We start from the raw sequence: 22,284 nt of genomic DNA, 5'->3' as shown, positions 1-22,284 counted from the left end.
GGACACGGAACCGGTCAGATGGGACACGGATCCGGTCAGATGGGACACGGAACCGGTCAGACGAGGCGCCGCGCAGGGTGAGATGTGGCACGGCCTCTGGCCGTAGCACCACACGAGGCCTAAAGTAGTGAGAGTGCCGATTTATCTTGACCACGCAGCCACCTCGCCGATGCCGCCCGAGGTGCTCGACGTCTACACCACGGAGCTGAGCCGACGCGCCAACCCCTCAGCTCTGCACGCCGTCGGGCAGGCCGCGCGGATGCGCATCGAAACCGCGCGTGAGGACGTCGCCAGGGGAGTGGGCGCTGCAACGTCGTCCGAGGTCATCTTCACCTCCGGCGGCACCGAGGCGGACAACTTCGCACTCAAAGGCCTCTACCTCTCCCGCAACAGCGGCACCTTCGACTCACCTGCCCGCCCCCGCGTACTGACGACGACGATCGAGCATCACGCGATCCTCGACTCCGTGGAATGGCTTGAGAGCCAGGGCGCGGAGGTCGTCTACCTCGACGTCGATGAGGACGGATTCCTCGACCTCGAGGCGGCGCTGACCGAGCTGCGCCGTGATCCGGAGCGGACAGCACTGATCTCCGTGATGGCTGCGAACAATGAGATCGGCACCCTCCAGCCGATCGCCGAGATCGGTGTGGCCGCCAAGGAGCTCGGCGTCCCGTTCCACATCGACGCGGTTCAAGCCCTCGGGCAGATTCCATTGGACTTCGCCGCGCTCGGCGCCACCGCGATGTCGATCACCGCGCACAAGATCGGCGGCCCCGTCGGCATCGGCGCGCTGCTGCTCGATCGCGCTGCCGCACCTGCCCCGATCCTGCACGGCGGCGGCCAGGAGCGCGGCGTGCGCTCGGGCACGCTCGACGTGGCCGGGGCCGTGGCGTTCGCGAAGGCTGTCGACCTCGCAACATCCGACCTCGACGCCCGCGCAGCCCGATTCTCGTTCCTGCGCGATCGGCTCATCGCCGGCATCGAGGCTGCGATCCCCGATGTCCGGCTCTCCGGTCGCCGAGGTGACGGCCGGCTTCCCGCGAATGCGCACTTCACCTTCGCCGGGTGCGAAGGCGATTCACTTCTCTTCGGCCTCGACGCCAGAGGACTGGCCACCTCGACCGGATCGGCCTGTTCGGCCGGAGTCTCGCGTCCCTCCCATGTGTTGCTTGCGTGCGGCATGGAAGAGGACGTCGCGCGGTCGGCGCAGCGCTTCAGTCTCGGCCATGACTCCACGGAGGACGAGGTCGATCATCTTCTCGAAGTGTTGCCAGAGGTCGTCGAACAGGCTCGCCGGGCCGGTATGGTCTCGGCCACTCCACGCTGGATGCAAGGAGCATCATGAAAATTCTCGTCGCCATGTCCGGCGGAGTCGACTCTTCGGTCGCCGCCGCTCGCGCTGTCGATGCCGGCCACGAAGTCGTCGGCGTCCATCTCGCACTGTCTCGCATGCCCGGAACCCTGCGTACGGGCTCGCGCGGCTGCTGCACGATCGAGGACTCCCGCGACGCACACCGCGTCGCCGGGATGCTCGACATCCCGTTCTACGTCTGGGACTTCTCCGAGCGGTTCAAGGAGGACATCGTCGATGACTTCATCGCCGAGTACGCTGCCGGGCGCACACCCAACCCCTGCATGCGCTGTAACGAACGCATCAAGTTCGCAGCTCTCCTCGACAGGGCCCTGGCGCTGGGCTTCGATGCCATCGCCACGGGCCACTACGCCGAGGTTCTCCGTGACGAGCACGGGCGACCGGAACTCCACCGCGGTGAGGATCTGGCGAAGGACCAGTCGTACGTCCTCGGCGTTCTGACCGGTGACCAGCTCGAGCACTGCTACTTCCCGATCGGCGCCACTGCGTCGAAGGCCGAGGTGCGCGCCGAGGCCGCCGAGCGCGGCTTCTCCGTGGCCAACAAGCCCGACTCGTATGACATCTGCTTCATCCCCGACGGCGACACGAAGGCCTGGTTGGCCGACAAGATCCCGATGCGTCCCGGTCTCATCAAAGACTCTGAGGGCGAAGTCCTCGGTGAGCACGATGGCGCCATGACGTACACGATCGGTCAGCGCAAGGGCTTGGGGATCCAGAAGCCTGCCGCCGACGGTCAGCCGCGCTTCGTGACCGGGCTCGATCCGGCGTCGAACACCGTGACCGTGGGGTCGCGCGCGGATCTGTCCGTCTCCCATCTGACCGGCATCCGCACTACCTGGGCAGGCTCAGCACCGACAGACATCGGCACCGATCCGGCTACCGGAATCGACTGCGAGGTCCAGATCCGGGCTCACAGCGACCCTGTTCCCGCTCGGGCCTGGCTGGGCGACTACATCTCCGAGGCACCCGAGCATGAGGTCAACCCCGTCGTCGATGAGGTCGAGGTACCTGCTGCCCGTCCTGCCGGCCAGCTCATGCACATCGACGTCGACTCCGAACTCTCGGGCGTCGCGCCGGGCCAGACCATGGTCATCTACCGGGGAACCCGGGTGCTCGGACAGGCCACGATCGACGTCACCGCTAAGGACCGCCTCGGCGTCTGAATGCCTTCGGGCAGCTGAGTCTGCTCGATGTCCATGGCTGCACAGCGTCTGAGTGAGCCTGCGCGTGTGAGTTAATCTGGGTGACATGAAGGAATGCCCCCAGGATGTCGTCACGGCTCCGTTCGGAACCTGGACGTCGCCGTTGAGCGCCGCCGAGGTTGCCGCTGGGTCCGCACCGATCTTCGACGCGGCTTTCCGTGGTGAGCACGTCTTCTTCTCAGCGAAGATCCCTGCCGAGAATTCGCGGACCGGGCTGTTCCGGACTTCGCTGTCGCGCCCCGGGCTGAAAGAGCAGATCCTGCCGTCGGAATTCAACATCCGCTCCTCGGTTCATGAGTACGGCGGAGCCGCCTGGGCGCTGGATCCGGGCAGTGAGGTCATCTATTTCGTCAACGCCGCCGATCAGCGGGTGTGGCAGATCGTTCCCGGCAGGTCTCCGCATGCCCTGACCCCGGACACCTCCGGGCGGATCCGGTATGGGGATCTGCGCATGACCAGGTGGGGGCTGCTGTGTGTGCGCGAAGACTGCCGGTCGACCGTGCGGGACCGCGCGATCGTCCTCATCACCAAGCATGGGACGATGAATGTGCTCTCGCGCCACTCCTATTTCGTGGCCTGGCCACGACTGTCGCCGGACGGCAGCACATTGGCATTCATCGGCTGGGAGCACCCGAACATGCCGTGGGACTCGACGAGTCTGTGGCTCATCGATGTGCGCACCGCAGACATTCCCGCCGCTGCCGTTCTCCACGGCCATGACGTCGCACTCCTGCAACCCGAGTTCACCTCGGACTCATCGCTCCTGATCAGCTCCGATCACAACGGGCACTGGTCGCTGTACTCGCTCGACTTCGAACCGATGACCGGAACGGAGAGAGGCAAGAACACCGCTCACACCACTGTCGAACAACTCGAAGTTTCGGATCTGAGCCCCGTCCTCGACACCGGGGCGGAGATCGGTGGAGCCCTGTGGCAGTTAGGCCCGCGCTGGTACCTGCGCGATGAGAAGGAGATCTGGGCGCATTCTCAGTCCTCCACTGCGGCTCTGGTCCGTGTGAAGCTGCCAGCCGTCGCCGAGGAGACCGCGGCCGATCCGTTCGCGGACGATCCGAACTCAGGTCCATCGATCGAAGCCGAGGAGATCACGATCCCCGGTCAGCAGTTCGGCAGCCTCGAGCTTCTCGACCTCAGCCGGACCCATGTGCTGCTGACCGCGAAGACAGCCGAGTCGACCGGTGCACTCTACGCTGTCGACCGAGTGAGCGGTGCCTTCATCGAGATCGCCAAGGAGCGACTCGACGCTCACATCGAGTACTGCTCACGCCCCTATGCGCGTGAGCTGGGCTCCGTTCCCGTCGTCATCCACCCACCGCGCAACCCGCGCTTCGCAGCTCGCGAACGTGAGCGTCCGCCCTATGTGGTCTCCATCCACGGAGGGCCCACAGGGCAGTCGACCCCTGACATGTCGGCGCGCACCAGCTTCTTCACCTCGCGTGGAATCGGAGTGCTCGAGGTCAACTACGGCGGGTCGACCGGCTACGGCCGCGTCTGGCGAAATCGACTGCGCGGCGAGTGGGGCATCGTCGACGTCGATGACACCGTTGCCGCTGTGGCCGGCCTCATCGCCGAGGGACTCGTCGACCCGCAGCGCATTGCGATCTCGGGAGCTTCCTCGGGTGGCTGGACCGTGCTCTCGGCGCTGGCCTCGACCGATGTCTTCGCCTGCGGCACCTCGTATTTCGGAGTCACCGACCTCATGCGCTTCGTCGTCGACACACACGATTTCGAGCGTCACTACATCGACGGGCTCGTCGGCCCCTGGCCCCAAGCCCAGGACGCCTACATCTCCCGGTCGCCGATCAGGCGGACGACTGACATTTCAGTCCCGGTCGCGATCATGCAGGGCGATCGGGATCCCATCGTCCCGCCCAGCCAGGCCCAGGATTTCGTCGATACTCTCGAACTGGCCGGAGTGGAGTACATTTACCGTCTGTACAAGGGCGAATCGCACGGATTCGTCCGTGCTGAGACCATCATCGATTCCCTGGAAAGCGAGTTTGGATTCTATGCCGACGTCTTCGGAATCCCGCGCAGTCGCCGACATGCCTGAGTTCCGCAGCACTGCCGACCAAGCGTCAGCCGACGACTCGTCAGCTGACCTGCCGACAACCGTCGCCCCCGCCGGCACGACAACTGGAATATGGGTCCCGGGTCCTCGCCCCGACGCAGCGGCCGGTTCGGTCTCCGGAGCCGCTGGCTACAGCGCGAACAGCCCGGTTCGGGAAGCGGCCTCGGCAGCGTTCGACCTCCTCGGCGGGCACCTTCCGCCCGTGCCGCTGAGCGCTCATCCCTCCGCAGACCGTTGGGGTGCCGATGCGATCGGCCGTGCGGTCGGCCTGCTCACCGAGCTCCACGTCGACCGCGCTTCCTTCGGGTGGCGGCTGACGAGTGCGGGAGGCAGGGACGAACGGCTCGAATCTTCCGCGCTGAGCGAAGCCTTCGACGCGATTGCCGAATACGGCGAGGGATACACCGGCCAGGTCCAGGTCTCCTTGCCAGGCCCCTGGACGCTGGTGACCGCGTTGAGTCTGAGCTCCGGAGCCGGCGTGCTCGGGGACTTCGGGGCTCGCCGTGACGTCGTCCAGGCCTACGCCTTCGGCATCGCCGAGTTCGCAGCCAAGCTCTCCGGGCTCGGTCTGCAGCCGGTGATCCGCCTGGTCGAGTCTCGTCTGCGGCCGGTGCTCACGGGCACCTGGCCTACAGTCTCGGGCTGGGGGACGTTGCCTGCCGTCAGTGAAACGCAGGTCTACGCTGCCCTCCAGTCGACGCTGAGCCACCTTCCGCCCGTGCTGCTGAGCCTGCCCGACGCTGAACCCGTCCATCTCCAGGGCAAGGAGATCACCGCCGCCGAGGTGGTTCGCAACTCCGGTGCCACCGCCGTGTCAGTGCCGTTGGCTAGCCTGAAGGCACGCGGTTGGGAGCAGATGGCCATGATCGCCGAGGCTGGGGTCGGGCCTTGGCTGCATCTGCCTCAGCACGCAGGGTCGAGGCCGAAGGAGGTCAAGCACTGGCTGAAGCGAATCGAGGAGCCGTGGAGAAGGATCGGCATGGGTGCCTCCACCCTGCGTGATTTCGGAGTCCTTGCGGGAGAGGAGCTGCCGATGACCTATCCGCCGCTGCTGACCTCGGTAGGAGCACCAGTCGGGTCAGGGGACACAGGAGAATCGAATGCGCCGGCTGGGTCTGATGCCGGTTCGAAGGCGCCTGTGGACACGGCCGGACCGAACGCGAAGAATCTGAGCCTGGGAACGATGATGATCGCCGCCGGTCTGCGGCGTGCCTTTGAGGAGATCGAATGACTAAGACGCCTAAGGATGCTGCTGCCCGCGAGGACTCCGATGCAGCTGACCTCTCTGACGCAGCGGACCTCTCTGACGCAGCGGACCTCTCTGACGCAGCGGACCTCTCCGACGCAGCTGACCTCTCCGACGCCACTGACCTCTCCGACGCAGCTGACCTCTCCGACGCCACTGACCTCTCCGACGCCACTGCTCGTGCGCAGGCCCATGCTGGGCTCGTCGAGAAGATCGAAGAGCAGCGTGCCGCCTACTACGTCGACGACTCTCCGCTCATGGCCGACGCCGAATACGACGAGCTCGTTCATCGACTCGAAGATCTCGAGGAGAAGTTCCCGGAACTCGTCACGGACTCCTCACCGACCCAGACAGTCGGCGGCAGCGTCGACACGATCACGTTCTCCCCGGTCGAGCACATCGGGCGGATGTATAGCCTCGACAACGTCTTCGACTTCGAGGAGTTGAGGGGATGGTACGACCGGGTCCGAGCTGCCACCTCGGCGCGGTCGAAGTTCCTGTGCGAGCTCAAGATCGACGGATTGGCCGTCAACCTGCTCTACCGCAACGGCGAGCTCGTGCGAGCCGCCACCCGCGGCGACGGGCGCATCGGCGAGGACATCACCGCCAATGTGCGCACGATCGCCGACATCCCCGATCACTTGGACACGGACTATCCGCCGGCAGAGGTCGAGATCCGCGGGGAGGTATTCTTCCCGCTCGAGAAGTTCACCGAGCTCAACGCGGCACTCGTGGCCGAGGGCAAGGCTCCGTTCGCGAACCCACGGAATTCTGCCGCAGGCTCCCTGCGGCAGAAGGACCCTGCTGTCACCGCAGTGCGGCCTCTGCACATGCTCGTCCACGGCATCGCCGTGTGGACGCCGGCCGATGACTCGCACCCGGAGCCTGCGCATCAGTCTGAGGTCTATGAGCAGTTCCGGTCGTGGGGCCTGCCGATCAGCGAATACTTCAAAGTCCTCGACACGGTCGACGAGATCGAGGACTTCATCACCTACTACGGCGAACACCGCCACGACGTCACCCACGAGATCGACGGCATCGTCATCAAGATCGATGACATCGCCGTCCAGGAGACCCTGGGCTACACCTCACGGGCACCGAGGTGGGCGACGGCCTTCAAATACCCGCCGGAGGAGGTCACGACCAAACTCATCGACATCCAGGTGCAGGTGGGCCGGACGGGTCGTGTGACCCCGTTCGCCGTGATGGAGCCGGTGACCGTCGCCGGGTCCACGGTCGAGCGGGCCACCCTGCACAACGGCTACGAGGTCAAGCGCAAGGGCGTACTCATCGGCGACACCGTGACGCTGCGCAAGGCAGGCGACGTCATCCCCGAGGTGCTCGGGCCCGTCGTGGCCCAGCGAGACGGCAGCGAGCACGAGTTCGTCATGCCCACCCACTGCCCATCGTGTGGGACGAAGCTGGGCGAGCAGAAGGCCGGCGACAAGGATCTGCGCTGCCCGAACTCTCGCTCCTGCCCGGCCCAATTGGCCAATCGCATCTTCTATCTGGCGTCCCGCGCAGCCTTCGACATCGAGGCGCTGGGTGAAGAGGCTGCACTCGCACTGACAGCACCTGCCGAGCCCGAGCAGCCGCCGTTGACCTCGGAGGCATTCCTCTTCGACCTCACGCCCGAGGAGCTCGCCGATGTGAAGATCTGGCGGGACAAGAAGGTCAAAGGCGTGGAAACCGGTGAACGGGAACTCGTTCCCTACTTCTATACGAGAGGCACAGCGAAGAAGCCGAGTTCTCCGAGCGCAAACACGAAGAAGCTCTTCGATGAGTTGGACAAGGCCAAAGACCAGGATCTGTGGCGGGTCCTCGTGGCCCTGTCGATCAGGCACGTCGGTCCGACGGCCGCACGGACACTGGCCGCCCATTTCCGCACCCTCGATGCCATCCGGGCAGCCGAGCTCGATGAGCTCTCGGCCGTCGACGGCATCGGACCGACGATCGCAGAGAGCATCCGGGACTGGTTCGCCATCGACTGGCACATCGAGATCGTCGAGCAGTGGAGCGCTGCCGGAGTCCGGATGGAGGACGAGGAGCAGGAGGTCGGAGCACAGACCCTGGCCGGTCTGACGATCGTCGCCACAGGTTCGCTGAGCACATTCACCCGCGACGGAATCAAAGAGGCGATCGTCGGGGCCGGCGGTAAGGCCTCGAGCTCCGTGTCGAAGAAGACGGACTACGTGGTGGCGGGGGAGAACGCCGGATCGAAGCTCGAAAAGGCCGAATCTCTCGGGGTGCCTGTCCTCGACGAGGACACGTTCCGCGCTCTGTTGGAGTCCGGCAGCCTCGAATGATGCCGGAGAGCAGCCTTGCGTGACCTTGGCAGCCGGTGTCGAGTGATAAGTCGGTGTCGAGTGACTAGTCGGTGTCGAGCGACAAGTCGGCGTCGAGTGATATGAGGCAACCCGTGCACGGTTTCGTCACCGAACATCAAGCCTCGTCACAGCGGGGGTGAAGTTCTGGGACAGTTTGGCCTGGAAGAGTGAAGGTATGAACGCTATTCCCCGATTGATCGCCGGTACTGCCATCGTTCTTGCGGCGGTTCTCTCCACTGCTCCCGTGACAGCTGGCATAGCCGATCTTCTCCTCAATCCGGGTGCACAGCTGACGAAACGGGTTGCTGCGCAAGCGCTGACCGGTGTCTTGCCGCCGATCACGACCGGGTCCAGAGACGATGAAGACCAGAACCGAGGCGACGATGGCACGGGCGGTTCCGGCGATGCAGGCCCCGGCACCGACCCGACTGCACAGGACGACCCGACTGCACAGGGCAAAGAGCGTGCCGGTCTCGTAGCCAACACCGCAGTCGAAGCCGACTCCCGCGTCATGGACCTCGCTGGAGACCTCCAATCGGGAGTTCTCGCGGGGGAATTCTCGCAGGCCGATGCGGACCGAGTCCTCGGCGACCTCTCGAGTTACATCCGGGGAGAGCGCACCTGGCCCGAACGCAGCATGGTCTAGGACCAACGCCCAACCGCCTCGGCGAACCTCACATCGTGGGCATCCGATCGAGTCTGCCGAAGAGACTAGACTTGGTGGGAGTTATCACGACGATGAAAGGCAGGGAATGACGGAGTCCTCCGCAATCACCCCCGAACAAGTCGAGCATTTGGCTTCACTGTCTCGGATCGCCATGGGCGAGGATGAGCTGAAAGCGCTCGCCGGTGATCTGACCACCATTTTGCAGAATGTCGCCAGGGTCAATGAAGTGGCCGGCGACGACGTACCGGCGACGAGCCATCCGATTCCGCTGACGAACGTGCTGCGTCCCGATGTCGTGGGGGAGACCCTGACTAGTGAGCAGGCCCTTGCCTCGGCTCCGGCCTCGGCCGACGACAAGTTCCTCGTCCCACAGATCCTTGGGGAGGAATGATGAGCGACCTGACGCACAAGAGCGCACTCGAACTCGCCGCAGGACTGAAGTCCGGCGAGTTCTCCTCCGTCGAAGTTACGAGTGCCCACCTGGATCGCATCCACGCGACTGAAGGTGATTTCGGCTCCTTCATCACGGTCACCGACGATCTCGCCCTCGAAACGGCCAAGGCCGTCGACGCCAAGCGCAGCAGCGGCGAAGACCTTCATGCACTGGCCGGTGTGCCGGTCGCGCTCAAGGACCTCGTCGTCACCGAAGGCGTGCGGACGACTGCGGGCTCGAAGATGCTTGAGAACTGGGTTCCGCCCTACGAGTCCACCGTCCACAACAAGGTCAAGGCCGCGGGCCTGCCTGTTCTGGGTAAGACCAACCTCGATGAATTTGCGATGGGATCGACGACCGAGCACTCGGCCTTCGGCAACACTCGCAACCCGTGGAACCTCGAACACGTTCCCGGCGGATCCTCCGGCGGTGCGGCCGCCGCTCTCGCCGGCTTCCAGGCTCCTCTGTCTGTGGGCACCGACACCGGCGGCTCGGTCCGCCAGCCTGCGGCCTTCACCGGCACTGTCGGAGTCAAACCGACCTACGGTTCGATCTCCCGCTTCGGCATCATCGCAATGGCATCGAGTCTCGACCAGGTCGGCCCGATGGGTCGCAGCGTCGCCGACGCAGCAGCTCTGCACGAACTCCTCGCCGGCCACGACCCGCTCGACTCGACTTCCCTGCCTGACCCTGTCGGAGGGTTCCTCTCCGCGGCACAGACGTCGGAGCTGAAGGGCAAGAAGCTCGGTGTCATCAAGCAGCTGCGTGGCGAGGGCTACCAGGACGGAGTCCGCGACGCGTTCTCTGCCGCCCTCGATGTCGCTGCCGCAGCCGGTGCCGAGATCGTCGAGGTCGACTGCCCGTCGATCTCCTACGCCCTCGACGCTTACTACCTGATCATGCCGTCAGAGGTGTCTTCGAACCTGGCCCGCTACGACGGCATGCGCTACGGACTGCGGGTCGAACCTGAATCGGGTCCGATCACCGCAGAGACCGTGATGTCAGCGACCCGGGCCGCCGGTTTCGGCGACGAGGTCAAGCGCCGCATCATCCTGGGCACCTATGCTCTCTCGGCCGGTTACTACGACGCCTACTACGGTTCGGCGCAGAAGATCCGCACCCTCGTCCAGAACGACTTCGCCAAGGCCTTCGAAGCCTGCGACGTCCTCGTCTCGCCGACGGCACCGACGACCGCGCTGAAGTTCGGCGCCGAGGCGGCCTCCGATCCGATGGCCCTCTACCTCGGCGACGTGGCAACGATCCCGGCGAACCTCGCCGGAATCCCCGGTCTGTCCCTGCCCGCAGGGCTTGCGGACGGACTGCCCGTCGGATTCCAGATCCTCGCCCCGGCACGTGAGGACGTGAAGCTCTACGAGGTGGCAGGACCGCTCGAGGCCGCACTCGAATCAGCCGGCGGACGTGTGCTCGACACCCTCGCGGAAGGACAGGCAACCAAGTGAAATACGAAGACGCGATCAAGAAGTACGATCCGGTCATCGGCATCGAGGTCCACGTCGAGCTCGGGACTGCCACCAAGATGTTCGACGCCGCCCCCAACACCTTCGGCGGGGGACCGAACACCAATATCACGCCGACTTCCCTGGGACTTCCCGGATCGCTGCCGGTCGTCAACGAGAAGGGCGTCGAATACGCCATCAAGATCGGTCTGGCCCTCGGCTGCGAGATCGCCGAGACCTGCCGCTTCGCTCGGAAGAACTACTTCTACCCGGACGTGCCCAAGGACTTCCAGACCAGTCAGTCCGACGAGCCCATCGCCTCTGAAGGCTCTGTCGAGGTCGAGCTCGAAGATGGAACGATGTTCACCATCCCCGTTGAGCGCGCCCATATGGAGGAAGACGCCGGCAAGAACACTCACATCGGCGGTGCCACCGGCCGCATCCACGGTGCCGACCATTCCCTGGTCGACTACAACCGTGCCGGTGTGCCTTTGGTCGAGATCGTGACCCACCCGATCACCGGGACCGGGGAACGCGCCGCCGAGGTGGCTTCGGCTTACGTACGCACGCTGCGTGACATCTTCCGTGCCCTCGGGGTCTCGGAAGCACGCATGGAGCAGGGCAACGTCCGCGCCGACGTCAATGTGTCGCTGCGCGAGAGCCCCGACGCACCGTTGGGCACTCGCACCGAGACGAAGAACGTCAACTCCTTCCGCTCGATCGAGCGTGCGGTCCGTTCCGAGATCGCCCGCCAGGCCACGCGCCTCGAAGCCGGCGAGAAGATCGTCCAGGAGACCCGTCACTTCCACGAAGACACAGGTGAGACCTCCTCGGGTCGGCCGAAGTCGGATGCCGATGACTACCGGTACTTCCCTGAGCCTGACCTCGTCCCGCTGGTTCCCAGCCGCGACTGGGTCGAGGAGCTGCGGGCGACTCTGCCGGAGCTGCCTGCCCAGAAGCGTCGTCGACTGGCAGGGGTGTGGGGCTTCTCCGATCTGGAGATGCGCGACATCGTCAATGCCGGGTTGCTCGAGGCCATCGATGACACCGTGACCGCGGGCGCGAAGCCGGCAGCGGCGCGCAAATGGTGGACCGGTGAGGTGGCCCGACTGGCAAACCAGGAGGACAAGCACCCGACCGAGCTCGTCACCCCCGCACAGGTGGCGGCCCTGACGGGGCTGATCGACGACGGGAAGCTCAACGACAAGCTCGCGAAGGACGTTCTGATCGGTGTGGCTGCCGGTGAAGGCGACCCCGCAGACGTCATGAGTGCCCGGAGTCTCGAGATCGTCGAGGACACGGGAGCCCTCGAGGCTGCCGTCGACGAGGCGATCGCGGCGAACCCCGATGTCGTCGAGAAGATCAAGGGCGGAAAGATGCAGGCCATCGGTGCGCTGATGGGACCGATCATGAAAGCCACTCGCGGTCAGGCCGACGCAGGAAAGGCGAAGGACCTGATCCTCGCCAAGATCAACGCCTGACCAGAACTCAGGATTGATCCAGCCACACCCTCTAGACTTCTTTTCAAAGAACGTCCGGAGGGTGTGGCTTTTCGCATTCTCCTTGGCCGCACGTCGAGGACCTGGATCGGCGTGAGCGTGCCAGTCGTACGTGGAGGTGAATGCGGTGTCCCAGACGTGGAAGTCGTTGTGGAAGAGCGAGTGCGGGAAATCGGTCCCGATCTACCGTATTCTCGTGCCCGAAAGCGTCAACCAGAGCATCATGCGAGCCTGGAACGCACGCGGCTATCACTACACGGCCGGTTCGCCGAGCGCCATCATGCTCACCGGCGGAATGCGTCGCAATCTCTTCCGCTCCAGCGTGCTCTTCAAGGGCGGCACCGCCGCCGGCACTGTGGTCACGGCCGGATTCGCCGCCCCGGGCGGACTGGCACTGCTGTCAGGTTTCGGCGACGCCGCACTGACGTTCGGCGGCCTCGGCGGCATCACGGCACTGGGAACAGGAGTGTTCGCCGCAGTCATGGGGCCGAAGTACCTGCGTGATCCGAAACGACTGAGCCGGAAGAACCGTCGCGAGGTCGGCCAGGCTCAATGGATCACCCCGGCCAGCCTCGGATTCCTCACCGGCCGCAAGGACGGGCGCGACACGGACGAGCAGCGCCTGTTCCACCTCGCGGTGACGATTGCGCGGAAGATCGTGCGAACCCGCGCATGGACCCACCCGATTCTCAAAGAGCACGTCTCGCGCGTCGACCTCGATCACGCGGTCGCCTCGATCGGAGTCCGGTTGGCTGAACTCGTGCGGCTGCGCGAGGAGATCGAGAGCATCAGGGACGCAGGCACTGCGAAGTCCGTCGAGACCTACCTGTCGAAGCTGGCCGTCGCGTTCAATTCGATGGCTAACCGCGTGCTGTCGATGCACGAGTACTACGAGCACCTCATCGAACTCGACCAGCAGCTCATGCTTCTGCACAATTCGGAGCGCTCACGCGAACTCGGTGACCGCGTCCTCGACGTCCTGTCGCGGACCGCTGCCGACGAGTCGGCCGATTGGCAGTTCAGGGAGCTGCGCATCGACGCTGAATCTCAATCAGCGATCATTTCAGGCTTGGTCGCCGAACTCGACCAGACAGCCGATGACTTCGATGACTTCGACTCCCGACTGACCGCCGCCCAGGAGTCAATCGACGCACTGGAATCCTCACCGCGAGACGACCGCACTTCGAACTGAGGAGAGTCTTCCAACTGACGAGAGTCAGAGCCTGACCAGCTGAGGAGAGTCGGAGCCTGACCAGCCCTGACCAGCTGAGGAGAGTCGGAGCCTGACCAGCTGACGAAGTTAGTGTCCGAACGGATCGGGATCGACTCCGGGCATCCACGACTGACCGGGCTCGTTGTACCCGTTGGCGGCCTGTTCCTTCTTCCACTTCTTCGACCAGCGCTTGTCGAGACGATCGACGTAGAGCGTGCCCTGGAGATGGTCGTACTCGTGCTGCATGATGCGTGCGAACCAGCCTTCGGCCGTCAATGAGACCGTCTGCCCGAATTCGTCGACGCCGTTGACCGTGACGCGGTCCGCGCGTTTGAGCGGAAAGTCGAGGCTTGGCACTGACAGGCACCCTTCGGTCTCGTCATCCGGGTCCGGCCGGGTGTCGGGCACCTTCGAGGCCACAAGCACAGGATTGATGAAGGTGCCGCGACGGCGCACGCCGGAGTCATCATCGGCGTTGAAGACGAAGATCCGCTTCCCCACACCGATCTGCGGAGCAGCGAGGCCGACTCCGTTGCTCGCATCGAGCGTCTCGTGCATCTCGGCGATCAGAGTTCTCAGGTCGTCGTCGAAGTCGGTGATCTTCTCTGCCCGGCGATGCAGGACGGGCTCTCCGTAGATAAGGATGGGGTGAATGGCCATGAGGACTATCGTATCGGTATTCGGCCAGGTGATCACGGTGGCGTCGACCACCTCGGCGCTGCAGATTCTGTGACGCGTGCGTCTCAGAAATGACGACGTGGCGCGGGGGAACGAACCGGAGTACACGGTGGATATATGAACCGGTCGAAACCCGATTGCTCAGCGGTTTGTCGTTGAAGGCGAACCCGTCAAGCGAATTGTCAGGCCTCATTTCATATCTGTACATATTCGTGCGAGTTATTTCGCCCGAAGCGAACATTGATTGTTGAGCAACATTCTGTGGAACAACCACGATTCTCGCGTGGTTATGATGGTCGTGAGCCGTCTCGGTCCACGAGACGAATTCAGTGAAGCCACGGCCGCTGGTGAGTGACGGGAACGTCGCCGACGGCGACACCGGGCGAATCGACAAGCTTGAAAGGACACGCCTTGACTATCTTCAACAATGTTTCCGAACTGGTTGGCCGCACACCTCTGATCCGGATCAACAAGGCCAGCGAGCGTTCGGGCGCAGAGATCGTCGCGAAGCTCGAATCCTACAACCCAGCGAATTCGGTCAAGGACCGCATCGGTGTTGCGATGATCGATGCTGCCGAAGCCTCGGGAGAGCTCAAGCCCGGCGGAACGATCGTCGAAGCGACTTCGGGCAACACCGGTATCGCTCTGGCGATGATCGGAACGTCGCGCGGCTACAAGGTCGTGCTGACCATGCCGGAGTCCATGTCGAAGGAACGCCGTGCACTCCTGCGCGCATTCGGTGCCGAGCTCGTCCTCACCGACAAGGCCCAGGGTATGAAGGGCGCCGTCGAGAAGGCTGAGTCGCTCGCTGCCGACGGTGCCGTCCTGGTGCGCCAGTTCGAGAACCAGGCCAACGCTGACATCCACCGCGCCACCACCGGTCCCGAGATCATCGCGGACACCGATGGCAAGGTCGATCTCTTCGTCTCGGGCATCGGAACCGGCGGTACGATCACCGGCGCCGGTGCCGCCCTGCGCGAAGCCAATCCCGACGTGAAGATCGTCGCCGTCGAGCCTGCAGCATCGCCTCTGCTCTCCGGCGGAAAGGCTGGTCCTCACGCGATCCAGGGACTGGGCGCAAACTTCGTGCCCGGTGTGCTTGACACGAAGATCTACGACGAAGTCGTCACCATCGAAAACGACGACGCCTTCACCCGCGCCCGTGAGGTCGCGAAGGAAGAGGGACTGCTGGTCGGAATCTCCTCCGGCGCAGCGCTGGTCGCGGCCGAGCAGCTCGGTGCCCGCCCCGAGAACGCTGGCAAGCGCATCGTCGTCGTCCTGCCCGACTTCGGAGAGCGTTACCTGTCGACTCCGCTGTTCGCCGAATACATGGACTGAGCAGTGACCGACTTCGACCGGGCGGTGTCGGACCTCGACTGATCGAGGTCAGAATCATCAGCCGGTCGTATCGTGAGGGCGCCAAACATCTGTTTGGCGCCCTCACCATATTGACGAACATGATGTGCAGCGCAGACGTGCGAGCACAATTCGAGCACACGGACGAACACAAAGGACGGTTGAGATGAAGGCACTGTGGACAGCGGCGGCTGCGGCTCTGGGAGCGGCCGCCTTCGGGCTGAGCCGGCCAGGGGTTCGAGAGACCCTGCGCGAGGACCTCGACACGGTTCGACGTCGTGATCCGGCAGCCACGAACGACTTCGTCTCGCTCATCTCCTACCCGGGAATGCACGCCATCTGGGCACACAGAGGTCTGCACAAGCTATGGCAACATGATGCGACCAAGGTGCCGGCCCGTCTGATGTCGCAGGCTGTGCGGACCCTGACCGGAGTGGAGATCCACCCCGGCGCGACGATCGGACGCCGGTTCTTCATCGACCATGCAAATGGTGTCGTCATTGGGGAGACCTCTGAGATCGGCGACGATGTCATGCTCTACCACCAGGTGACCCTGGGCGGGACATCGATGGAGCAGACGAAGCGCCACCCGACGTTGGGCAATCACGTGCTCGTCGGGTCGGGTGCGAAGATCCTCGGCCCTGTTGTGGTGGGGGACAATTCCTCGGTCGGCGCCAACGCCGTCGTCGTCAAGGACGTCGCGGCCGACTCGAGCGCAGTGGGCATCCCGGCGACAGTGCGACCGAAGAAAAGCGGCAAGACCGCTGCACCGGAAGCTGGCACCGCAGCAGGAGCGGCCAGCGCTGCAGTCACTGAGGATAAGAAGTCGAAGTACGCCGACTTCGAGCTCGTCGATCCGGCTATCTGGATCTGAGCGGCTTGACCGAAACGCCCGGCTGGCTGGCTGATCTGGCCGTCTGATCAGGCCCTCTGATCTGGCCGTCTGATCCGACTGGCCGTCTGATCAGGCCGGCTCGCTCCTCACTCGACTTCGTCACTCGACATTGTCGCTCGATTTCGTCGCTCGGCTTTGTCGCTCGATTTCGTCCCTCGATTTCGTCACTCAGCGCAGCTCCGGCGCTTCCACGCGAATTCAACAGTCCCGGCGGCGATCGCAGCCGCTGCCGATGATGCCTGCCCATGCCGTGCGTCGAAAAAGGGAGTCTGGCGGCGCTTTGCTGGTGCGCTCGCTACGCGACGATTCATGCCTGCATTCGGGTTCGGCAGGACCAGGTCACGCTGCCCCTGAAGCATCCCGGGAATACTTTCCGCAACCTCTCTGTTAAACTTTCAACTAGTTACTTCAAAACTGAAGTTATTCAGTTCAAGGAGAGTTCGCGGGCAGTGAGCAGAAGGAGCAGCAATGGAATTCGGAATCTTCAGCATCGGCGACGTCACCACCGACCCGACCGATGGCACGACCGTCACTGAGCATCAGCGCATCAAGAATACGGTCGAGATCGCGAAGAAGGCAGAAGAGGTCGGCCTCGATGTCTTCGCCACCGGCCAGCACCACAACCCGCCGTTCGTGGCGCCCGCCAATCCGCCCGTGCTGCTCTCGAACATCGCGGCCCAGACCGAGAAGCTGCAGCTCTCCACTGCGACCACGCTGATCACGACGACCGATCCAGTGCGCATCGCCGAGGACTACTCCTACGCTCAGCACCTCTCCGACGGCCGTATCAGCCTCATCATGGGCCGCGGAAACACCGGTCCCGTCTACCCTTGGTTCGGCAAGGACATCCGTTCGGGTATCCCGTTGGCCGTCGAGAACTACAACCTGCTCTACCGCCTCTGGCGGGAGAAGAACATCGACTGGGAAGGGAAGTTCCGCACGCCTCTCAACGGTTTCACCGTCACACCGACTCCTCTCGATGACGTGCCGCCCTTCGTCTGGCACGGATCGATCCGCAGCCCGGAGATCGCCGAGCAGGCCGCCTATTACGGTGACGGCTTCTTCCACAACAACATCTTCTGGCCCACGTCGCACACAGCACGGATGGTCAAGCTTTACCGCCAGCGCTACGAGTACTACGGACATGGCACGGCCAGTCAGGCCATCGTCGGACTCGGCGGACAGGTGTTCATGCGCAAGAATTCGCAGGACGCCGTCAACGAGTTCCGGCCGTACTTCGACAACGCCCCGGTCTACGGCCACGGACCGAGCCTCGAGGACTTCTCGACTCAGACACCGCTGACGGTCGGCTCACCGCAGCAGGTCATCGAGCGCACCCTCAGCTTCCGCGACTGGGCCGGTGACTACCAGCGCCAGCTGTTCCTCATCGACCATGCGGGCCTGCCGCAGAAGACCGTGCTCGAGCAGCTCGACCTCCTCGGCGAAGAGGTCATCCCGGTTCTGCGGAAGGAATTCGCCGCGAGCCGTCCCGCCGACGTGCCGGATGCGCCGACACATGAATCGCTGGTCATCCGCCATCGCGAAGGTCGAGACCCGATCCCCGGCGGCGGACCCGGATCCCGTGCCTATGCCGACCGTCAGGCCCGGGCCGCCGAGCAGAACGACACCCAAGGAGCTGATCGCCGATGAGGATCCTCAGCGTCTCGACCTCGCTGAGCGAGGACTCGACCACACTCAAACTCGCGAACAAGATCCTCGCCGCAGCCACCTCGGCGGTGGAGGGAATCGGACTGACCGTGGAGACCGACCACGTCAACGTGCGCAACCTGAGCTCGGCTCTGACGGACATGGCTCTGACCGGATTTCGCTCCGAAGAGCTCGAAGCGGCATTCGCACAGGTTACGAAGGCGGATGCGATCGTCACGGTGACCCCCGTGTACAAGGTCGCGCCGGTGGGTCTGCATACCCTGTTCTGGCAGCTCATCGACGAGAAAACGCTGGCCGGCAAACCGGTGCTCATCGGATCGACCGGTGGCACACCGCGGCATTCGCTGGCCGGCGAGGCCGTGCTGCGTCCCATGCTGTCTTACCTCAAGGGGATCGTTGTGCCGACGACGATCTTCGCTGCGACGGATGACTGGGGCAGCATCGAAGGCGGGCGGAACCTCAACGCGCGGATCCGTCAGGCTACCGAAGAACTCGTCAGTCTGTCAGCGGCCATCCACGGAGTCGCTCCGGTGAGTCCCGGTTCCACCGAGGCGGCCGGCAGTCCCGTCCAAACCCAGGGCAGCGGTGAGTTTGGTCGTCCCGAGCAGGGGCGGAGGCCGAGCATCGATGATGAGTTCAATCCCGAGTTCATCACCCCGTTCGCGCAGCTGCTCGAAGGCTGATGATGGCTGAGATCAAGTTCGGCCGCGGCCGAGACGCTCTGGCGCAGAATGCGTGGCGTCTGTACTTCGAGACTTCGCAGCGGATCAGGCAGAGCCTCGAGACGAACCTCAAGGACCGTGATGGGCTGACCGTCAGCGACTACAACACGTTGCTGCTTCTGTGGGAGGCGCCGGAGAGGACGCTGACGATGAGCATCCTGGCCAAGCGTCTGGTGTTCTCGCCCTCACGGCTCAACTACCGGATCAAGGTCCTCGAGGACGCCGGTCTGGTGGAGAAGACCGAGTGCGCGGACGACAAACGGGCCCACAACATCTCCCTCACCGAGGCGGGGGCGCAGGCGTTCATCAGAGCAGGCCACGAGCACCGGGAGGACATCGACGCGGTCTTCCTGTCCCACGTCGACGACGAAGAGCTTGAAGTCATCGGCCGGGTCTTCGAGCGGATCGGCCGAGCCCTGCCCGAGTGACCCGCGTCTGATTGGGGAGGCCTGGTCCGATTGGTGAGGCCCGGTTCGATGGGAAGGCCTAGTCCGATTGGTGAAGCCCCTGCCTGAAAGGGGCGTCTCGTGCCACAATGTGAATATGTCGATCAAGACCATAGCTTTCCCAGACTCTGAACTCCGCAATCGCGTCATCGCCCGCATCCCGGCGCATCAGCGTGCCAACGTCGACCTGGTCGTCTACTCGGACGCTGAGAAATCGGCCAAGCTGAGCAAGGACGACATCGACGTCGTTGTCCTGCCGTACATGGATTCGGGTGCGACGATCGGCATGCTCGACGAGCTGCCCAACCTCAGTCTCGTCATCACCCAGACCACCGGATTCGATCCAGTCGCCCATCTGCCGGAAAAAGGCATCGCCGTGGCCACCTCGTCGGGGGTCCACACCGGCGGCACCGCGGAACTCGCGATCGCCCTTATGCTCACGAGCCTGCGCGGCATCGACGACGCTGTGCGCAATCAGGTGTCACGGACCTGGGACCACCGACGCAACCGGTCACTGCAGGACCGTCGGGTGATGGTCATCGGCGCAGGGGAGATCGGCAACGCGATCGCCGATCGTCTGGCCCCCTTCGAGATCGACCTGACCCGGGTGGGCACGAAGGCCCGCGATGACGAGCGCGGCCACGTCAACAGCGTCGACGAGCTGCCGACCCTCCTTCCTCACACCGAGGTGGTCGTGCTCATCACTCCGCTGACCGACTCGACGCACCACCTCGTCGACAAGGAATTCCTCGCGCAGCTGCCCGACAATGCGCTCATCGTCAACGTTGCCCGCGGCAAAGTCGTCGACACCGATGCCCTTGTCGCCGAGCTCTCCGCTGGTCGCCTCCACGCCGCACTCGACGTCATGGACCCGGAGCCGCTGCCGGAGAACCACCCACTGTGGGGGACTCCGAATACTCTCATTACCCCGCACGTCGGAGGGGACACCTCGGCGTTCGAGCCCCGGGTCGTGCAGATTCTGGCTGAGCAGGTGCGCCGTCTCAACGATGGCGAAGCGCCGCTCAACCTCATCAAACCCGAGTGAAATCGACAACCCTGCTGATCAGGCAATACTTAGGCCAGGCTAAGTTCGCAGCTGCTCGCTGAGTCCTTATCGCCGGGCGCTGACGGCGGTGCTGGACACGGGTTCCAACATGCGAGAACTTGGCATATATATGGTGGACTCCGGCGTAGAGTGCCTGCATGAGCATTGATACGAACTCCACCACACCGGACATCAAACCACGTTCCCGCGACGTCACCGACGGACTCGAAGCCACTGCCGCACGCGGCATGCTGCGGGCCGTCGGCATGGGCGATGACGACTGGGTCAAGCCGCAGATCGCCATCGCGACCTCGTGGAACGAGATCACCCCGTGCAATATGTCGCTCCAGCGCCTCGGTGCGGCTGCCAAGGAAGGCGTCCACGAATCGGGCGGCTTCCCCTTGGAGTTCGGAACAATCTCCGTCTCTGACGGAATCTCCATGGGCCACGAAGGCATGCACTACTCGCTGGTCTCCCGTGAGGTCATCACTGACTCCGTCGAGACCGTGATGAGCGCCGAACGCCTCGACGGTTCGGTCCTCATGGCCGGTTGCGACAAGTCCATCCCGGGCATGCTCATGGCATCCGCCCGCCTCGGGCTGTCCAGCGTCTTCCTCTACAACGGTTCGATCATGCCGGGCACCGCGAAGATGGAGGACGGCACCGAGAAGGAAGTCACCCTCATCGACGCCTTCGAAGCAGTCGGTGCCTGCCGTGCCGGAACCATCAGCCAGAAAGACGTCGACTCCATCGAACGCGCTGTCTGCCCGGGTGAAGGCGCCTGCGGCGGCATGTACACCGCGAACACGATGGCCTCGGCCGCTGAGGCCATGGGCATGTCCCTGCCAGGATCGGCCGCGCCCCCGGCCATCCACCGCGACCGCACCATGTTCGCGCGCAAGTCCGGTGACGCTGTAGTCAACCTGCTGCGTCAGGGAATCACGACGAAGGACATCATCACCCGCGAATCGCTGCACAACGCGATCGCCGTGGTCATGGCCTTCGGCGGCTCGACCAACGCGGTCCTTCACCTCCTGGCCATCGCTCACGAAGCCAACGTCGAGCTCACCCTCGATGACTTCAACCGCATCGGCGACAAGGTCCCGCACTTGGGCAACGTCAAGCCCTTCGGCCAGTACGTGATGAACGATGTCTTCAAGATCGGCGGCGTGCCGGTGGTTATGAAGGCTCTCCTCGACAACGGCATGCTCAACGGTGACTGCATGACGGTGACCGGCAAGACCGTGGCCGAGAACCTCGAGACCATCAATCCGCCGGATCCCGATGGCAAGATCCTGCGCGCAATGAACAACCCGATCCACGCCACCGGCGGGCTCACCGTGCTCAAGGGCTCGATGGCTCCTGAAGGTGCCGTTGTGAAGTCCGCTGGATTCGATGCCGACGTCTTCGAAGGCACTGCTCGTGTGTTCAACCAGGAGAAGCCGGCCATGGACGCCGTTCTCAACGGTGAGCTGAAGAAGGGCGACGTCGTCGTCATCCGCTACGAAGGACCCAAGGGCGGACCGGGTATGCGCGAGATGCTCGCCATCACCGGTGCAATCAAGGGCGCAGGCATCGGCAAGGACGTCCTGCTCATCACCGACGGCCGGTTCTCCGGTGGTTCCACGGGACTGTGCATCGGTCACGTTGCCCCTGAGGCCGTTGACGGTGGCCCGATCGCCTTCGTCGAGGACGGGGACAAAATCACCGTCGACATCGCCGCGCGTTCGATCGAACTCCACGTCGATGAAGAGGTCCTCGCCGAGCGTCGCAAGACCTGGACGATCCCCGAGAACCACCGCCTCACCGGTGTGCTCGGCAAGTACGCCAAGCTCGTGCAGTCGGCCTCGATGGGAGCTGTCTGCTTCTGAGCAGGAAACACCCGATGATCTGATCATCGAATAGTCGATTCCTCGCATTCCGGGATCGATCCATGTGTGAGGAAGTGCCATCCATCGCCGAGGCGGTG

The 22,284-nt window shown here is 64.1% G+C and carries 18 protein-coding genes; 17 read left to right on the top strand and 1 reads right to left on the bottom strand.

The window, feature by feature from the left end:
• Positions 1–133: 133 nt before the first annotated feature.
• The 10 genes from MPN20_RS13795 (at position 134) to MPN20_RS13750 (ending at position 13,484) form a co-directional block, all read left to right on the top strand.
• A complete protein-coding gene (locus MPN20_RS13795) occupies positions 134–1,345 on the top strand; it encodes a cysteine desulfurase family protein (protein ID WP_242783048.1) in 1,212 nt (403 codons plus the stop codon).
• On the top strand, positions 1,342–2,535 hold the full coding sequence (gene mnmA, locus MPN20_RS13790; protein ID WP_242783047.1) for a tRNA 2-thiouridine(34) synthase MnmA: 1,194 nt from the start codon (positions 1,342–1,344) through the stop codon (positions 2,533–2,535). The genes MPN20_RS13795 and mnmA overlap by 4 nt, the downstream gene beginning before the upstream one ends.
• Before the next feature lie 85 nt (positions 2,536–2,620).
• Entirely contained in the window at positions 2,621–4,645 is a 2,025-nt protein-coding gene (locus tag MPN20_RS13785; protein WP_242783045.1) for a prolyl oligopeptidase family serine peptidase, read from the top strand.
• Positions 4,638–5,894: a hypothetical protein gene (locus MPN20_RS13780; RefSeq protein WP_242783043.1), complete on the top strand. Its 1,257-nt coding sequence runs from the start codon at positions 4,638–4,640 to the stop codon at positions 5,892–5,894. The genes MPN20_RS13785 and MPN20_RS13780 overlap by 8 nt, the downstream gene beginning before the upstream one ends.
• A complete protein-coding gene (gene ligA, locus MPN20_RS13775) occupies positions 5,891–8,215 on the top strand; it encodes an NAD-dependent DNA ligase LigA (protein WP_242783041.1) in 2,325 nt (774 codons plus the stop codon). Before MPN20_RS13780 ends, ligA begins: the two co-directional genes overlap by 4 nt.
• Positions 8,216–8,411: 196 nt before the next feature.
• Positions 8,412–8,882 carry a hypothetical protein gene (locus MPN20_RS13770; RefSeq protein ID WP_242783039.1) on the top strand — a complete coding sequence of 157 codons (471 nt, stop codon included), beginning with the start codon at positions 8,412–8,414 and terminating at the stop codon, positions 8,880–8,882.
• Positions 8,883–8,988: 106 nt separating this feature from the next.
• Positions 8,989–9,294 carry an Asp-tRNA(Asn)/Glu-tRNA(Gln) amidotransferase subunit GatC gene (gene gatC, locus MPN20_RS13765; RefSeq protein WP_242783037.1) on the top strand — a complete coding sequence of 102 codons (306 nt, stop codon included), beginning with the start codon at positions 8,989–8,991 and terminating at the stop codon, positions 9,292–9,294.
• Entirely contained in the window at positions 9,294–10,796 is a 1,503-nt protein-coding gene (gatA, locus tag MPN20_RS13760; RefSeq protein ID WP_242783035.1) for an Asp-tRNA(Asn)/Glu-tRNA(Gln) amidotransferase subunit GatA, read from the top strand. Before gatC ends, gatA begins: the two co-directional genes overlap by 1 nt.
• Positions 10,793–12,274, top strand: a complete 1,482-nt coding sequence (gatB, locus tag MPN20_RS13755; protein WP_242783033.1) for an Asp-tRNA(Asn)/Glu-tRNA(Gln) amidotransferase subunit GatB — start codon at positions 10,793–10,795, stop codon at positions 12,272–12,274. The genes gatA and gatB overlap by 4 nt, the downstream gene beginning before the upstream one ends.
• Positions 12,275–12,419: 145 nt before the next feature.
• Complete coding sequence (locus tag MPN20_RS13750; protein WP_242783031.1) at positions 12,420–13,484, top strand: hypothetical protein; 1,065 nt, start codon at positions 12,420–12,422, stop codon at positions 13,482–13,484.
• Positions 13,485–13,592: 108 nt separating this feature from the next.
• On the opposite strand, the gene def is transcribed toward MPN20_RS13750, so the two are convergent.
• Positions 13,593–14,165, bottom strand: coding sequence for a peptide deformylase (gene def, locus MPN20_RS13745; protein WP_242783029.1), 573 nt, complete (start codon positions 14,163–14,165; stop codon positions 13,593–13,595).
• Positions 14,166–14,594: 429 nt separating this feature from the next.
• Here def and cysK point away from each other — a divergent pair, with 429 nt between their 5' ends.
• From cysK to ilvD, 7 genes are all read left to right on the top strand, one after another.
• Positions 14,595–15,521: a cysteine synthase A gene (cysK, locus tag MPN20_RS13740; RefSeq protein WP_242783027.1), complete on the top strand. Its 927-nt coding sequence runs from the start codon at positions 14,595–14,597 to the stop codon at positions 15,519–15,521.
• A 184-nt stretch (positions 15,522–15,705) separates the two neighbouring features.
• On the top strand, positions 15,706–16,413 hold the full coding sequence (gene epsC, locus MPN20_RS13735; protein WP_242783025.1) for a serine O-acetyltransferase EpsC: 708 nt from the start codon (positions 15,706–15,708) through the stop codon (positions 16,411–16,413).
• 489 nt (positions 16,414–16,902) lie between these two features.
• Positions 16,903–18,084: an LLM class flavin-dependent oxidoreductase gene (locus MPN20_RS13730; RefSeq protein WP_242783023.1), complete on the top strand. Its 1,182-nt coding sequence runs from the start codon at positions 16,903–16,905 to the stop codon at positions 18,082–18,084.
• On the top strand, positions 18,081–18,785 hold the full coding sequence (locus MPN20_RS13725; RefSeq protein ID WP_242783021.1) for a CE1759 family FMN reductase: 705 nt from the start codon (positions 18,081–18,083) through the stop codon (positions 18,783–18,785). The genes MPN20_RS13730 and MPN20_RS13725 overlap by 4 nt, the downstream gene beginning before the upstream one ends.
• Before the next feature lie 2 nt (positions 18,786–18,787).
• A complete protein-coding gene (locus MPN20_RS13720; RefSeq protein ID WP_242783019.1) occupies positions 18,788–19,252 on the top strand; it encodes a MarR family transcriptional regulator in 465 nt (154 codons plus the stop codon).
• A 115-nt stretch (positions 19,253–19,367) separates the two neighbouring features.
• Entirely contained in the window at positions 19,368–20,315 is a 948-nt protein-coding gene (locus MPN20_RS13715) for a 2-hydroxyacid dehydrogenase (protein WP_242783018.1), read from the top strand.
• 158 nt (positions 20,316–20,473) lie between these two features.
• Complete coding sequence (gene ilvD, locus MPN20_RS13710) at positions 20,474–22,186, top strand: dihydroxy-acid dehydratase (RefSeq protein WP_242783017.1); 1,713 nt, start codon at positions 20,474–20,476, stop codon at positions 22,184–22,186.
• The last annotated feature ends 98 nt before the right edge of the window (positions 22,187–22,284 follow it).

Origin of the sequence: Brevibacterium sp. ZH18 (genome assembly GCF_022748595.1) — a bacterium.
In the GTDB taxonomy this organism is placed as follows: domain Bacteria; phylum Actinomycetota; class Actinomycetes; order Actinomycetales; family Brevibacteriaceae; genus Brevibacterium.
This window is presented reverse-complemented; position numbering and strand designations above follow the sequence as displayed.